The 14,874-nt window shown below is 59.6% G+C and carries 12 protein-coding genes; 1 reads left to right on the forward strand and 11 read right to left on the reverse strand.

Annotation, left to right across the window (positions count from 1 at the left end; translation table 11 throughout):
- Window positions 1-11: 11 nt before the first annotated feature.
- Entirely contained in the window at window positions 12-932 is a 921-nt protein-coding gene (locus KPHS_37320) for a ribonuclease Z (RefSeq protein YP_005228032.1), read from the forward strand.
- Between the two features lie 54 nt (window positions 933-986).
- Here the strand turns inward: KPHS_37320 and KPHS_37330 are convergent, their stop codons facing one another.
- From KPHS_37330 to KPHS_37430, 11 genes are all read right to left on the reverse strand, one after another.
- Window positions 987-2,444, reverse strand: coding sequence for an NADH dehydrogenase subunit N (locus KPHS_37330; RefSeq protein ID YP_005228033.1), 1,458 nt, complete (start codon window positions 2,442-2,444; stop codon window positions 987-989).
- 6 nt (window positions 2,445-2,450) lie between these two features.
- A complete protein-coding gene (locus tag KPHS_37340) occupies window positions 2,451-3,980 on the reverse strand; it encodes an NADH dehydrogenase subunit M (protein YP_005228034.1) in 1,530 nt (509 codons plus the stop codon).
- A gap of 169 nt (window positions 3,981-4,149) precedes the next feature.
- Window positions 4,150-5,991 carry an NADH dehydrogenase subunit L gene (locus KPHS_37350; protein YP_005228035.1) on the reverse strand — a complete coding sequence of 614 codons (1,842 nt, stop codon included), beginning with the start codon at window positions 5,989-5,991 and terminating at the stop codon, window positions 4,150-4,152.
- Window positions 5,988-6,290, reverse strand: a complete 303-nt coding sequence (locus tag KPHS_37360; protein YP_005228036.1) for an NADH dehydrogenase subunit K — start codon at window positions 6,288-6,290, stop codon at window positions 5,988-5,990. The genes KPHS_37350 and KPHS_37360 overlap by 4 nt, the downstream gene beginning before the upstream one ends.
- Complete coding sequence (locus tag KPHS_37370) at window positions 6,287-6,841, reverse strand: NADH dehydrogenase subunit J (protein YP_005228037.1); 555 nt, start codon at window positions 6,839-6,841, stop codon at window positions 6,287-6,289. Before KPHS_37370 ends, KPHS_37360 begins: the two co-directional genes overlap by 4 nt.
- Before the next feature lie 11 nt (window positions 6,842-6,852).
- Complete coding sequence (locus KPHS_37380) at window positions 6,853-7,395, reverse strand: NADH dehydrogenase subunit I (RefSeq protein ID YP_005228038.1); 543 nt, start codon at window positions 7,393-7,395, stop codon at window positions 6,853-6,855.
- Between the two features lie 14 nt (window positions 7,396-7,409).
- A complete protein-coding gene (locus KPHS_37390; RefSeq protein YP_005228039.1) occupies window positions 7,410-8,387 on the reverse strand; it encodes an NADH dehydrogenase subunit H in 978 nt (325 codons plus the stop codon).
- Window positions 8,384-10,963 carry an NADH dehydrogenase subunit G gene (locus KPHS_37400; protein ID YP_005228040.1) on the reverse strand — a complete coding sequence of 860 codons (2,580 nt, stop codon included), beginning with the start codon at window positions 10,961-10,963 and terminating at the stop codon, window positions 8,384-8,386. Before KPHS_37400 ends, KPHS_37390 begins: the two co-directional genes overlap by 4 nt.
- Before the next feature lie 179 nt (window positions 10,964-11,142).
- Window positions 11,143-12,480: an NADH dehydrogenase I subunit F gene (locus KPHS_37410; RefSeq protein ID YP_005228041.1), complete on the reverse strand. Its 1,338-nt coding sequence runs from the start codon at window positions 12,478-12,480 to the stop codon at window positions 11,143-11,145.
- The gene (locus KPHS_37420; RefSeq protein ID YP_005228042.1) at window positions 12,477-12,977 is read right to left on the reverse strand and encodes an NADH dehydrogenase subunit E; all 501 of its coding nucleotides are present in this window, start codon (window positions 12,975-12,977) and stop codon (window positions 12,477-12,479) included. Before KPHS_37420 ends, KPHS_37410 begins: the two co-directional genes overlap by 4 nt.
- Before the next feature lie 2 nt (window positions 12,978-12,979).
- A complete protein-coding gene (locus KPHS_37430) occupies window positions 12,980-14,788 on the reverse strand; it encodes a bifunctional NADH:ubiquinone oxidoreductase subunit C/D (protein ID YP_005228043.1) in 1,809 nt (602 codons plus the stop codon).
- Window positions 14,789-14,874 lie beyond the last annotated feature (86 nt).

Consider the following 14,874-nt stretch of genomic DNA (forward strand, 5'->3'; position numbering starts at 1 on the left):
GACACTGGACGATGGAATTAACTTTTTTGGGGACATCCGCCGGGGTGCCGACCCGCACGCGTAATATGACGTCGATAATACTGAATTTGCAACAGCCGACCCGCGCCGAAATGTGGTTGTTTGACTGCGGCGAAGGGACCCAGCATCAGTTTCTTCACACGCCCTACCATCCCGGCAAACTGAATAAGATTTTTATTACCCATCTGCACGGCGACCACCTGTTCGGCCTGCCCGGCCTGCTGTGCAGCCGCTCGATGCAGGGAAACTCCCTGCCCCTCACCCTCTACGGGCCAAAAGGACTCAAAGAGTTTGTTGAGACCGCGCTGCGCCTGAGCGGTTCGTGGACCGACTATCCGCTCACCATCATCGAAGTCGGCCCTGGTCTGGTGTTCGACGAAGAGGGCTATCGGGTCACCGCGTATCCGCTCAGCCATCCGGTGGAGTGCTATGGGTATCGCATTGCGCAGCATGACAAGCCCGGCACCCTCGACGCCGCCCAGCTGATTGCCGATGGCGTACCTCCCGGGCCGCTGTTCCATCAACTCAAGCGCGGACAGCGCGTCGAGCTGGCAGATGGCCGGGTCATCGACGGCAGCCGCTATCTGGGACCTGCGACCCCGGGTAAAACGCTGGCCATCTTCGGCGATACCGCCCCCTGCCCGCAGGCGCTGGAGATGGCTCGCGGGGCGGATGTAATGGTCCACGAAACCACCCTTGAGCAGGCGATGGCGGAGAAAGCCAATAGCCGCGGCCACTCTTCCAGTCAGCAGACCGCGGCGCTTGCCAAAGAAGCGGGGGTCGGTACGCTGATCGCCACCCACTTTAGCTCGCGCTACGATGCCGAAGGCTGTCTGCGTATGCTGGCGGAATGCCGGGAGATTTTCCCTAACACGCTGCTGGCGGAAGACTTTATGGTCTACAAGATGGCGTAAAATCCGGGCATAAAAAAACCGCCATCCCGGCGGTTTTTTATTGAGTCAATCAACTTACATCAGCGGCGTCGCCAGCTGCACGATGCTAATCAGCGGCTGCGGCCAGATACCGAGCACCAGCACCAGCAGCGCGGAGATCAGCACCACGATACCGCCGGCGCTGTACTGCCAGTTTGACGGCGCATCGCGATTTAGCTGCTCCGGCGCGCTCAGATACAGGCTGACGGCCACGCGCAGGTAGTAGTAGAGACCGATCGCCGAGCCGACAACCACCGCGGCAACCAGCCACCACAGATGCGCATGCACACCGACGGCCAGCACGTAGAACTTACCGATAAAGCCGAGGGTCATCGGGATGCCGGCCAGGGAGAGCATCATCACCGTCATCACAGCCGACAGGATCGGACGGTGCCAGAACAGGCCGCGGTAGGAGAACAGCGAGTCAGCATCCGGACCGCGGTACGGGCTGGACATCAGGCTGACCACGCCGAACGCGCCGAGGCTGCTGAACAGGTAACCGGCCAGGTAGACGCCAACGGCTTCCATCGACATTTCACCGCTCTGCAGGGCAATCAGCGCCACCAGCAGATAGCCGAGATGGGAGATGGAAGAGTAACCGAGCAGGCGCTTAATGTTGGTCTGGCTCAGCGCCATCAGGTTACCGAAGATGATAGAGGCGAAGGCGATCAGGCCCAGCACCACACGTACCGCTTCGCTGTTGCCCACCGGCATGTACAGGAACAGACGCATCACTACGCCGAAGATAGCGATCTTGCTGGCGGTCGCCAGGAAGGTGGAGACCGGCGCAGGCGCCCCCTGGTAAACGTCCGGCGTCCACAGGTGGAACGGCACCAGCGACAGTTTAAAGCCAAGACCGACGATCATCAGACCGAGGCCCGCCAGCAGCAGCGGCTCGTGCAGCATGTTGTCCGCCAGGCTTTTGCCCAGCGCGAGGAAGGACAGATTGCCGGAGTTCGCATACACCAGCGCCATACCGAACAGCAGGAAGGACGAAGCTGCCGCGGAGAGGATGGTGTATTTGATGCTCGCTTCCAGCGAACGCTTCTGGCGGAAGGCGTAACCAACCAGGCCGAACAGCGGCAGCGAAATCAGCTCAATACCGAGGAACAGCGCCGCCAGATGATTCGCACCGGCCAGCAGAATGCCGCCCAGGGCGGCGATCAGCACCAGCAGGTAGAACTCTTCTTTGTTGTCCTTGTAACCCTCAAGCCACGGGTAGGCGAAAGTACAGGTCGCGAGGCTCGCCAGCAGCACCAGACCGGTGTAAAGCATGGCGTAGCCGTCAACGCGGATCAGCGGCGTGACGTCCATCGCCCCGTTCTGGCCGACGAACCAGAGCGAGACCAGCGCGGCGTTAAGTCCAAGAACCGACAGCGTGGCATTGAGAAAATGATTGCGTCGCCACGCAATGGAGAGCATCACAACCACCACCGTCAAGCCGACGATCAGCAGCGGTAGCAGTGCGATCAGTTGTTGTGGAGTTATTGTCATGGCGAATTACGGCCTTGTAGTAGAAACAGAATTAACAAACCACTGCTGAATGTTGCTCATCGCAGCATGCGAGGTGTCGAGGATCGGCTGCGGGAAGAAGCCCAACAGCACCAGCAGCACCACCAGCAGCAGGATGATAGACAGTTCACGCAGGGACATCCCCGGCAACTCTTTCGCCGCCACTTCGCTCTTCGCTTTACCGAAGTAAGCGCGATGTAACATCGACAGCGAGTAAACGGACGCGAATACCAGACCAAAGGTGGAGATGACGGTGATCGTCGGCACCACTTTATAGCTGCCGAACAGGATCATAAATTCGCCGACGAAGTTACCGGTGCCCGGCATCCCCAGAGTGGCGACCGCGAAGAACATCGACATCGCCGGCAGCCATTTAATTTTGCTCCACAGACCGCCCATTTGGCGCATATCGCGGGTATGCAGACGTTCGTACAGCTGGCCGCAGAGAATAAACAGACCCGCCGCGGACAGACCGTGAGCAATCATCTGGATCACCGCTCCCTGATAGGCCAGCTGGCTGCCGGTGTAGATAGCAATCAGCACGAAGCCCATGTGGGACACGGAGGTGTAGGCGATCAGGCGTTTAATATCGGTCTGGGCGAAGGCCATCCACGCGCCGTAGAAGATACCGATCACGCCCAGCCACATGGCGATGGGCGCAAACTCGGCGGAGGCATTCGGGAACAGCGGCAGCGCAAAGCGCAGCAGGCCGTAGGCGGCGGTTTTCAGCAGGATCCCCGCGAGGTCGACAGAGCCGGCGGTCGGCGCCTGGGAGTGAGCGTCCGGCAGCCAGCCGTGCAGCGGCACCACCGGCATTTTCACCGCGAAGGCGATGAAGAAGCCGAGCATCAGCAGGTATTCCACGCCGTGAGACATCGGGGTTTTCAGCAGATCTTCATAGTTGAAGGTCCACACGCCGGTGGCGTTGAAGTGGACGAAGGCCAGCGCCAGAATGGCAATCAGCATCACCAGGCCGCTCGCCTGGGTATAGATGAAGAACTTGGTGGCCGCTGTGATACGCGTTTTACCGTCCGAGGCTTTGTGGCCCCACAGCGCGATCAGGAAGTACATCGGCACCAACATCATTTCCCAGAAGAAGAAGAACAGGAACATGTCGATGGCGAGGAACACGCCGATAACGCCGCCCAGGATCCACATCAGGTTGAGGTGGAAGAAGCCCTGGTATTTTTCGATTTCACGCCACGAACAGAGCACCGCCAGCACGCCGAGGAGACCGGTCAGCACCACCATCAGCAGCGACAGGCCGTCGATCGCCAGATGGATGCTAATGCCGAAGCGTGGGATCCACGGCAGCACGAATTCCGACTGCCATTGCGGAATACCCGCGGATTGCGTCAGAGAATAGCCGCCCTGCATCCACAGCTGCAGGCCAAGCACCAGCGTCAGTCCCATGGTAATCAGCGCGATCCAGCGCGGCACTTTCACGCCAAAGCGTTCGGTCTGCCAGCACAGGAAGCCGCCGATAAAGGGAATTAATATTAGCCAGGGTAGTAACATGGCGATTTTTATTCCTTGTTAAAGTCCCGTTCAGGACCGATTTTCAACGAATTCGACTACATTCACGTTTGAGTGCGGTTTGTTGTGTCGGGTGGCGCTTCGCTTACCCGACCTACGGTCTCGTAGGCCCGGTAAGCGAAGCGCCACCGGGCAAAACCGCGCGATCAAATCAACGCAATACCATCAGCAGCGCCAGCACCACCACCGCGCCGATGCTCATTGAAGCCACATACCAGCGCAGATAACCGTTCTCGCTCACCAGCAGGCCTTTGCCTGCGAAGCGGGAAAGGATCGCCGGGATATTCATCAACGAGTTCAGCGGATCGCGTTTCAGCAGCCAGGCAATACCGAGGAATGGTTTTACGAACACCTTGTCGTATAACCAGTCGAAGCCCCAGGCATGGAACCACCAGGTACCGAAGAAGCGGCCAGGCGCACTGTTGGCGATGGAGGTCACCAGCGTGCGTTTGCCCAGCCACAGCCATGCAGCGATCAGAATCCCGGCAATGGCGATGATCCCGGAGGCAATCTCCAGCGTCATCACGCTACCGTGGGCGAGCTCAGTGGTCTGCGGCAGTACGCCTTCCAGCGGCGGCACAATCAGCGCGCCAACGAAGGTGGATAGTACCAGCAGCACAATCAACGGCAGATGATGGGTAATCCCCTTCCCTGCGTGCGCGTGAATTTGCTCTTTACCGTGGAATACGATGAAAATCATCCGGAAGGTGTACAGCGAGGTCATAAAGGCGCCGACCAGGCCTGCCACCATCAGATTGATATGGCCATTGGCCATCGCGCCTGCCAGAATCTCATCCTTACTGAAGAAGCCTGCGGTGATAAGCGGCAGTGCGGACAGCGCCGCGCCCCCCACCAGGAAGCAGACGTATACCAGCGGAATCGATTTGCGCAGGCCGCCCATCTTGAAGATGTTCTGTTCGTGATGGCAGGCCAGAATGACCGAACCAGACGACAGGAACAGCAGCGCTTTAAAGAACGCGTGAGTCATCAGGTGGAAAATCGCCGCGTCCCATGCCTGCACGCCCAGCGCGAGGAACATGTAGCCAATCTGGCTCATGGTAGAGTAGGCGAGAACGCGTTTGATATCGGTCTGCACCAGCGCGGCGAAGCCCGCCAACACCAGGGTGACCGCCCCGACGATACCGACCAGATGCAGCACTTCCGGCGTCATCAGGAACAGGCCGTGGGTACGGGCGATCAGATAGACGCCCGCGGTGACCATGGTCGCGGCGTGGATCAGCGCAGAGACCGGCGTCGGACCCGCCATCGCATCGGCAAGCCACGTTTGCAGCGGCAGCTGGGCGGATTTACCGACCGCGCCGCCAAGCAGCATCAGCGTCGCCCACTGCAGCGTGGTGCTGCCGTTAGCGAAGTGCTGCGGCGCCAGCTCCACCATTTCGCGGAAGTTCAGGGTGCCCAGTTCGTTATAAAGAATGAACAGCGCGAAGGCGAGGAACACGTCGCCGACGCGGGTCACCACAAACGCTTTCATCGCTGCGGCGCCGTTCTTCGGATCGGTGTAGTAGAAACCGATCAGCAGGTAAGAACAGAGGCCCACGCCTTCCCAACCGAGGTACATCAGCAGCAGGTTATCGGCCAGTACCAGAACCACCATGCTGGCGATAAACAGGTTGGTATAGGCGAAGAAGCGGGAATATCCCTCTTCACCGCGCATGTACCAGGAGGCGAACATGTGGATCAGGAAGCCGACGCCGGTAACTACGGAGAGCATGGTCAGCGACAGGCCGTCCAACACCAGGTTGAAGCCGATGTTGAAATCACCGACCGACATCCAGGTCCACAGCGGCACGCTGACCGCCTGTTTGCCGTTAGCGAAAAAGTCGACGCCAACGTACGCGGTGACCAGCGCCGCCAGGCCTACCGAGCCCATGCCAACGGCGGCGGAAAGATTTTCCGACCAGCGCCCGCGGGAGAAGGCCAGCAGCACAAAGCCAATCAATGGCAAAAGAATGGTTAAGGCAAGCATGTTCATCCACGCAACTCACTTACTGAATCGATGTTCAGGTTCTGGCGGCGACGATGGAGCTGCAGCAGCAGCGCCAGGCCGATACTCGCTTCCGCAGCCGCGAGGCTGATGGCGAGGATATACATTATCTGACCATCTGCCTGACCCCAGTAGCTACCCGCCACCACAAAGGCCAGCGCGGCGGCGTTAATCATGATTTCCAGGCTAATCAACATAAACAGCAGATTGCGGCGGATCACCAGCCCCGTCAGACCAAGCACAAACAGGATGGCCGCGAGGATCAGTCCATGTGTTAAGGGGATCATGCGTGTTCCTCCGTTTTTCGTTTGTCGCTGTCGTTCAGACGGTTGCTCAGCACCTCGCCGGCGCGCTCTTCGCGGCCAATGTGGAAGGCAACCACCAGGCCCGCCAGCAGCAGCATGGAGGCCAGCTCCACCGCCAGGACGTACGGCCCAAACAGCGCAATGCCCACTTCTTTGGCGTTAATCGCCGCACCGTCGATACCCTGGTCGTTAATGCCCAGGATGGCGTAAACGATAACCACCAGCAGCACCGCGGAGAGGATGGCCGGGCCAATCCAGATCCCCGGCTGCAGCCACTTGCGCTCCTGTTCGATCTCGGTGCCGCCCAGGTTGAGCATCATCACCACGAAGACGAACAGCACCATAATGGCCCCGGCGTAGACGATGATTTCCAGCGCTCCGGCGAAGTACGCGCCCAGCGAGAAGAACACCCCGGCAATCGCCAGCAGCGAAATAATCAGGTACAGCAGCGCATGCACCGGATTGGTGTGGGTGACGACCCGCAAGGTTGCGAGGATGGCTATCAGGCCACAGATATAAAAAGCGAATTCCATTGCCCCTCTCCTTACGGTAACAGGCTCTTGACGTCGATTGGCTTAGCTTCATTTTCCGCTTCGCCCTTATCTTTGCCGTCGATTGCCATACCCGCCATCCGGTAGAAGTTATATTCCGGGTATTTGCCCGGACCGGAAATCAGCAGATCCTCTTTTTCGTACACCAGATCCTGACGCTTGTATTCACCCAGCTCGAAGTCCGGGGTCAACTGGATCGCCGTGGTCGGGCACGCTTCTTCGCACAGGCCGCAGAAGATGCAACGTGAGAAGTTGATGCGGAAGAACTCCGGATACCAGCGGCCGTCTACCGTCTCTGCTTTCTGCAGCGAGATACAGCCCACCGGGCAGGCTACCGCACACAGGTTACAGGCGACGCAGCGCTCTGCACCGTCCGGATCGCGGGTCAGCACGATGCGGCCGCGATAGCGCGGCGGCAGGTAGACCGGCTCTTCCGGATACATCCGGGTTTCACGTTTGGCGAAGGCATGCAGGCCAATCATCCAGATACTACGGACCTGGGTGCCGAACCCCACCAATAATTCTTTTAAGGTCATGTTCAATTCACCCCTTATTGCGCCTGCCAGAGAATGACAGCCGCCGTTACCAACAAGTTGACCAGCGTTAACGGCAGGCATACCTTCCAGCCAAAGGACATTACCTGGTCATAGCGCGGACGCGGTAATGATGCGCGGATCAAAATGAACATCATCATGAAGAACGCGGTTTTCAGCGCGAACCAGATGAAAGGAGGTAACCACGGGCCATTCCAGCCGCCGAAGAACAGCGTGACGATTAGCGCTGAAACGGTGACGATACCGATGTATTCCCCGACGAAGAACAGACCGAATTTCATGCCGGAATATTCAATGTGGTAACCATCGGCCAGTTCCTGCTCCGCTTCCGGCTGGTCGAACGGGTGACGGTGACATACCGCCACGCCGGCGATGGCGAAAGTCACGAAACCGAAGAACTGCGGGATAACGTTCCACAGATGCGCCTGGTTGTTAACGATATCGGTCATATTGAATGACCCCGCCTGCGCCACCACGCCCATCAGGGAGAGACCGAGAAACACTTCGTAGCTCAGGGTCTGCGCGGAAGCACGCATCGCCCCCAGCAGCGAGTATTTGTTATTGCTCGACCAACCGGCGAACAGCACCGCGTAGACCGCCAGGCCTGCCATCATCAGGAAGAAGAGGATGCCGATGTTCAGGTCGGCCACCACCCACGTCGGGCTAACCGGCACGATAGCGAAGGCCAGCAGCAGCGAGGTAAAGGCGATAACCGGCGCCAGAGTAAAGATCACGCGATCGGAGAAGCGCGGGATCCAGTCCTCTTTAAAGAACATCTTGATCATGTCGGCGACCAGCTGCAGCGAACCGCCCCAGCCGACGCGGTTAGGTCCGTAGCGGTTCTGGAACAAGCCGAGCAGACGACGCTCGCCGAAGCTCATGAACGCGCCGCAGGTGACAACCACCAGCAGAATGACCACGGCCTTCAGGATGCTTAACAGAATGTCGATAAGATCCGGCGTTAACCAGCTCATGCTTTCGCCTCCTGCAGTGAATCAATACGCGATCCGGTCAGCACCGGCGCAATGCCCGGCATGCCCATCGGTAAGCCAACCTGTCCCGCGGTCAGGCCTTCAGAGATAACCAGCGGCAGACGCAGGGTCTGGCCTTCCACGCTAAAGGAGAGCATTGCCCCTGGGTTGACGCCAAGCTTCGCGGCATCCGCCGGGTTCAGCTTGATGTACGGCTCAGGCATCCGGCTCTGGAACACCGGCGCGCGCTGAGACAGCTCATCGCTGCCGAACAGATGGTAGTACGGCGCAATTCGCCATTTGCCCTCTTCCGCCTGGAAGCTGGCCGGCACCGCCGTGAAGTACTCCAGTCCGCTGGCGGACGCTTCAAACAGACGAACGCCCGGATCGCCGTGGCGCAGTTTCCCGCCCACTTCATCCTGGAACTTGTTCCATGCCTGCGGGGAGTTCCAGCCCGGCGCCCAGGCGAACGGGATCTGCGAACGCGGGGCGGACGGCTGGTTGTTCCCTTCCATGGAGAAGGCGAACATCGTGTCTTTATCCTGCGGCTGACGCGGCTCGTGCACGCTGATGTTAGCGCGCATCGCCGTGCGGCCGCTGTAGCGGTGCGGTTCACGCGCCAGCTTCTGGCCGCGAATGCGGAAGGTCGCATCCGGCGCGGCGTCTTTAATGCCCGCCAGCTGCGGCAGCGCGGCAATCGCCGCATCAATGACGTGGTCCAGCTGAGTCCAGTCAACCTGACGGTTGTTGACGGTGCTGTGCAGCGAATGCAGCCAGCGCCAGCTTTCCAGCATTACGGTTTTCGCGTCGTAGTAAGCCGGATCGTAAACCTGGAAGAAACGTTGGGCGCGGCCTTCGTTGTTCACCACGGTACCGTCGCTTTCCGCAAAGCTTGCCGCGGAGAGCACCAGGTGCGCTTTGTCCATAATCGCGGTGCGCTGATGATCCACCACCATCACCAGCGGCGCTTTCGCCAGCGCAGCGTCAACGCGCGCGGCGGAAGCATGACGGTGAAGGTCGTTTTCCAGCACGATAACCGCGTCTGCGGCGCCGCTTTCCAGTTCGTCCAGCGCCTCTTCAAGCGAGCCGCCGCCGATCATGCCCAGTCCGACGCTGTTAACCGCCCGGGCGACCATGGTCACCCCGACATCGGCGCCGCGGCCTTTCAGAGCTTTCGCCACGTTAGCGGCGGCCTGGATGATCTCCATGCTGCCGGCGTTGGTCCCGGAGATGATCAGCGGTTTTTTCGCCCCGGCCAGCGCCTGAACGATAACGTCGACTTTACCCTGCAGGTCCTGGCTCAGGCCGTCAACCGCCGGCGCGCTGTCGTCCAGCGCATGGGCAATAGCAAAGCCGAGACGCGCCTGATCTTCTACCGGCGCGCGGTAGGTCCACGCCGCGATGTCATCCAGGCGGGTGTCATCGACGTTGGTGACGAATAGCGGGTGCTTGGCGCGCTGGCCGATGTTGAGGATCGCGGCGATCTGCCAGTCGGCCACTTTCTGCGCCGCCGCCATTTCGCGTGCTTTCCCTTTCACTGCCTGGCGTACCGCCAGGGCCACGCGCGCGCCGGTCTGGGTAATGTCTTCGCCCAGCACCAGTACCGCATCGTAGGATTCGATATCGCGCAGGCTTGGCGTGTGGATCCCGCCCTCGCGCAGCACTTTCAGCATCATCTGCAGGCGCGCTTGTTCGCCTTTGGCGATGCCGGTATAGAAGTTGTCGGCGCCCACCAGCTCGCGCAGCGCGAAGTTGCTTTCAATGCTGGCGCGCGGGGAGCCGATGCCGATCACTTTCTTCGACTGGCGCAGGATATCCGCCGCCCCCTGCATCGCCTGCTCGGCGTTAAGGGTGATCAGATCGTCGCCGCGGCGCTGCACCGGCTGACGCGGACGGTCTTTCAGGTTCACGTAGCCATAGCCGAAACGACCGCGGTCGCAGAGGAAGTAGCGGTTCACGGTACCGTTATAGCGGTTTTCGATACGACGCAACTCGCCATAGCGTTCACCCGGGCTGATGTTACAGCCGATGGAACACTGCTGGCAGATGCTCGGCGCAAACTGCATGTCCCACTTACGGTTATAGCGCTCGGAGTGGGTTTTGTCGGTGAAAACGCCGGTCGGGCAGACTTCCACCAGGTTGCCGGAGAACTCGCTCTCCAGGGTGCCATCTTCCGGGCGGCCGAAGTAGACGTTGTCGTGCGCGCCATAGACGCCCAGATCGGTGCCGTCGGCATAATCTTTGTAGTAGCGCACGCAGCGGTAGCAGGCGATGCAGCGGTTCATTTCGTGCGAAATAAACGGCCCCAGATCCTGATTGCGGTGGGTACGCTTGGTGAAACGATAGCGGCGGAAGCTATGACCGGTCATCACCGTCATATCCTGCAGGTGGCAGTTGCCGCCCTCTTCGCAGACCGGGCAGTCGTGCGGGTGGTTAGTCATCAACCACTCCACCACGCTTTCGCGGAACTGCTTCGCTTCGCTGTCGTCGATAGAAATAAAGGTGCCGTCGGATGCCGGAGTCATACAGGACATCACCAGGCGACCACGCGTGTCTTCCGCGTTCTGATATTGCTTCACCGCACACTGGCGGCAAGCACCGACGCTCCCTAGCGCCGGGTGCCAGCAAAAGTAGGGAATATCAAGACCAAGAGAGAGACAAGCCTCTAGCAGGTTGTCCGCCCCGTTGACCTCGTATTCTTTGCCGTCTACATGAATCGTAGCCATTTGCGTGCTTCCAAAAATAAAAAACCTTTAGATTACCAGCGCGTCTTAAGCAGGTTCGGCTGAATCCCGTTGATTGCATGGGTATTGCTGAACTGCTGCTTAATGCCAGCCTCGAATTCTTCGCGGAAATATTTAATCGCGCTCTGTAGCGGCTCGACCGCGCCCGGCGCGTGCGCGCAGAAGGTTTTACCCGGGCCCAGGAATCGACACAGTTGCTCAAGGGTTTCGATATCGCCAGGCTGGCCTTCGCCGCGCTCCAGGGCGCGCAGGATCTTCACGCTCCACGGCAGACCATCGCGGCACGGCGTACACCAGCCGCAGGACTCGCGGGCAAAGAACTCTTCAAGGTTACGCACCAGCGAGACCATGTTGATCTCGTGGTCAACGGCCATCGCCAGCGAGGTGCCCAGACGGCTGCCCGCTTTACCAATGCTTTCGAATTCCATCGGCAGATCGAGGTGCGCTTCGGTGAGGAAGTCGGTCCCTGCTCCGCCCGGTTGCCAGGCTTTAAACTTCAGGCCATCGCGCATACCGCCGGCGTAATCTTCGAGGATCTCGCGGGCAGTGGTGCCGAACGGCAGCTCCCAGACGCCCGGATTCTTCACCCGGCCGGAGAAGCCCATCAGCTTGGTGCCAGCATCTTTGCTGGTGGAAATGTTCTGGTACCACTCGACGCCGTTGGCGAGGATCGCTGGCACGTTGCACAGGGTTTCTACGTTGTTGACGCAGGTCGGCTTGCCCCAGACGCCGGAGCTCGCCGGGAACGGCGGCTTGGATCGCGGGTTGGCGCGGCGGCCTTCCAGGGAGTTGATCAGCGCCGTCTCTTCGCCGCAGATATAGCGCCCTGCCCCGGTGTGCACGAACAGCTCGAAGTCAAACCCGGTGCCGAGGATGTTTTTCCCCAACAGACCCGCTTCGGTGGCTTCGGCAATCGCGCGACGCAGATGCTGGGCCGCTTCAATATATTCTCCGCGCAGGAAGATGTAGCCGCGGTACGCTTTCAGCGCAAACGCGGAGATCAGCATGCCTTCCACCAGCAGGTGCGGCAGCTGCTCCATCAGCAGGCGGTCTTTATAGGTGCCCGGCTCCATTTCATCGGCGTTACACAGCAGGTAACGGATGTTCATGGATTCGTCTTTCGGCATCAGGCTCCACTTCAGACCAGTGGAGAAGCCCGCGCCGCCGCGCCCTTTCAGGCCAGCGTCTTTTACCGCCGTGACAATCTCATCCGGGGCCATCCCGGTCAGGGCTTTACGCGCCCCTTCATAGCCATTTTTACTGCGATACTCGTCCAGCCACACCGGCTGCTTGTCGTCGCGCAGGCGCCAGGTGAGCGGATGCGTTTCCGCAGTACGAATTACGGTTTTCATTTGTACTGCTCCAGCAGGTCAGGAATTGCCTCCGGCGTCAGATGGCTGTGAGTATCCTCATCAATCATCATGGTCGGTCCCTTGTCGCAGTTACCCAGGCAGCAGGTCGGCAGCAGGGTAAAGCGGCCATCAAAGGTGGTCTGCCCCGGCTTGATATTCAGTTTCTTCTCAATGGCGGCCTGAATACCCTGATAGCCGGTGATGTGGCATACCACGCTGTCGCAGTAGCGGATCACGTGACGGCCAACCGGCTGGCGGAAAATCTGGCTGTAGAACGTCGCCACGCCTTCCACGTCGCTGGCCGGGATCCCCAGCACATCGGCGATGGCGTAGATCGCGCCATCCGGCACCCAGCCGCGCTGTTTCTGAACGATTTTCAGCGCTTCGATGGACGCCGCACGCGGGTCTTCGTAGTGGTGCTTCTCGTGCTCAATAGCCTCACGCTCTGCCGCACTCAGCTCAAAAGCCTCGGTTTGTGGTTGTTGATTCTCGTGCATAATTAGCGGTCCACGTCTGACATAACAAAATCGATACTACCCAGATAGACGATCAGGTCGGATACCAGGCTGCCGCGGATCGCCGACGGGATCTGCTGCAGGTGCGCAAAGCTCGGCGTACGCACGCGGGTACGGTAGCTCATGGTGCTGCCGTCGCTGGTCAGGTAGTAACTGTTGATCCCTTTGGTCGCCTCAATCATCTGGAAAGATTCGTTGGCCGGCATCACCGGGCCCCACGATACCTGCAGGAAGTGGGTGATCAGGGTTTCGATATGCTGCAGCGTGCGCTCTTTCGGCGGCGGCGTGGTCAGCGGGTGATCCGCTTTGAACGGGCCTTCCGGCATGTTATCGAGGCACTGCTGAAGAATGCGCAGACTCTGGCGCAGCTCTTCTACTTTCAGCATCACGCGGGTGTAGCAGTCTGAGACGCCCCCCCCGGTCGGGACTTCGAAGTCGAAGTTTTCATAGCCAGAGTAAGGACGCCATTTACGCACGTCGAAGTCGATACCGGTGGCGCGCAGGCCTGCGCCGGTGGTGCCCCACTCCAGCGCCTCTTTGGCGGTATAGGCTGCCACGCCGACGGAACGGCCTTTCAGAATGGTGTTGCGCAGGGCGGCCTTCTCATAGGAGTCCAGACGCTTCGGCATCCACTCGAGGAACTCACGCAGCAGGCGATCCCAGCCACGCGGCAGATCGTGCGCGACGCCGCCGATGCGGAACCACGCCGGGTGCATACGGAACCCGGTAATCGCTTCCACCAGATCGTAAATTTTCTGCCGATCGGTAAAGGCGAAGAAGACCGGCGTCATCGCGCCGACGTCCTGAATAAAGGTCGAGATATACAGCAGGTGGCTGTTGATGCGGAACAGCTCGGAGAGCATCACGCGGATCACGTTCACGCGATCCGGTACGGTGATCCCAGCCAGTTTTTCCACCGCCAGCACGTACGGCATCTCGTTGACGCAGCCGCCGAGATATTCAATACGGTCGGTATACGGGATGTAGCTGTGCCAGGACTGACGCTCGCCCATCTTCTCGGCGCCGCGGTGGTGATAACCGATATCCGGTACGCAGTCGACGATCTCTTCGCCGTCCAGTTGCAGAATAATGCGGAACGCACCATGCGCCGATGGGTGGTTCGGACCGAGGTTGAGGAACATGAAGTCCTCGTTGTCGGTGCCGCGCTTCATGCCCCACTCTTCCGGTTTAAAGGTCAGCGCCTCCATCTCCAGATCCTGTTTGGCTTTGGTCAGCTCAAACGGGTCGAACTCGGTGGCACGCGCCGGATAATCTTTACGCAGCGGGTGACCTTCCCAGGTCGGCGGCATCATGATGCGACGCAGGTTCGGGTGACCATCGAAGGTAATGCCAAACATTTCCCAGGTTTCACGCTCATACCAGTTGGCGTTGGGGAACAGTTTGGTGAAGGTCGGCAGATGCAGATCGTTTTCCGACAGCGCCACCTTGAGCATGATGTCGCGGTTGCGATCGATGGAGATCAGGTGATAGAAAACGGAAAAATCCGCGGCGGGCAGGCCATCGCGGTGCGTGCGCAGACGTTCGTCCATGCCGTGCAGGTCAAACAGCATCACGTAAGGCTTCGGCAATTTCTTCAGGAAATCACCCACCTCCAGCAGCTGTTCACGCTTCACCCATACCACCGGTACGCCGGTACGGGTTGGCTGAACGGTAAAGGCATCCGGCCCAAAGCGGTTGCGCAGTTCGCCAATCACCGGGTCATCAAGGTGATCGCGGGTTTGCCAGGCTGGTGCGGCGTCATGCGCGGTTAAATCGGTCATATTGTTCACCATTGCAAAAGGTCCGTGGTGACTGCCGGCGAGACTTCGCGCTGTTGTAGATTGATTTGCGAAGTGGTTCTCCCGCCCGCAGGCGCAAA

Origin of the sequence: Klebsiella pneumoniae subsp. pneumoniae HS11286 (assembly GCF_000240185.1) — a bacterium.
Taxonomy (GTDB): Bacteria; Pseudomonadota; Gammaproteobacteria; order Enterobacterales; family Enterobacteriaceae; genus Klebsiella; species Klebsiella pneumoniae.

What these genes read in the sequence shown, in the direction of transcription:
- KPHS_37340 (YP_005228034.1), bottom strand. Translation starts at nt 3,980, where the DNA reads ATGTTACTACCCTGGCTAATATTAATTCCCTTTATCGGCGGCTTCCTG.
- KPHS_37370 (YP_005228037.1), bottom strand. Translation starts at nt 6,841, where the DNA reads ATGGAATTCGCTTTTTATATCTGTGGCCTGATAGCCATCCTCGCAACC.
- KPHS_37430 (YP_005228043.1), bottom strand. Translation starts at nt 14,788, where the DNA reads ATGGTGAACAATATGACCGATTTAACCGCGCATGACGCCGCACCAGCC.
- KPHS_37380 (YP_005228038.1), bottom strand. Translation starts at nt 7,395, where the DNA reads ATGACCTTAAAAGAATTATTGGTGGGGTTCGGCACCCAGGTCCGTAGT.
- KPHS_37320 (YP_005228032.1), top strand. Translation starts at nt 12, where the DNA reads ATGGAATTAACTTTTTTGGGGACATCCGCCGGGGTGCCGACCCGCACG.
- KPHS_37390 (YP_005228039.1), bottom strand. Translation starts at nt 8,387, where the DNA reads ATGAGCTGGTTAACGCCGGATCTTATCGACATTCTGTTAAGCATCCTG.
- KPHS_37420 (YP_005228042.1), bottom strand. Translation starts at nt 12,977, where the DNA reads ATGCACGAGAATCAACAACCACAAACCGAGGCTTTTGAGCTGAGTGCG.
- KPHS_37330 (YP_005228033.1), bottom strand. Translation starts at nt 2,444, where the DNA reads ATGACAATAACTCCACAACAACTGATCGCACTGCTACCGCTGCTGATC.
- KPHS_37410 (YP_005228041.1), bottom strand. Translation starts at nt 12,480, where the DNA reads ATGAAAACCGTAATTCGTACTGCGGAAACGCATCCGCTCACCTGGCGC.
- KPHS_37360 (YP_005228036.1), bottom strand. Translation starts at nt 6,290, where the DNA reads ATGATCCCCTTAACACATGGACTGATCCTCGCGGCCATCCTGTTTGTG.
- KPHS_37350 (YP_005228035.1), bottom strand. Translation starts at nt 5,991, where the DNA reads ATGAACATGCTTGCCTTAACCATTCTTTTGCCATTGATTGGCTTTGTG.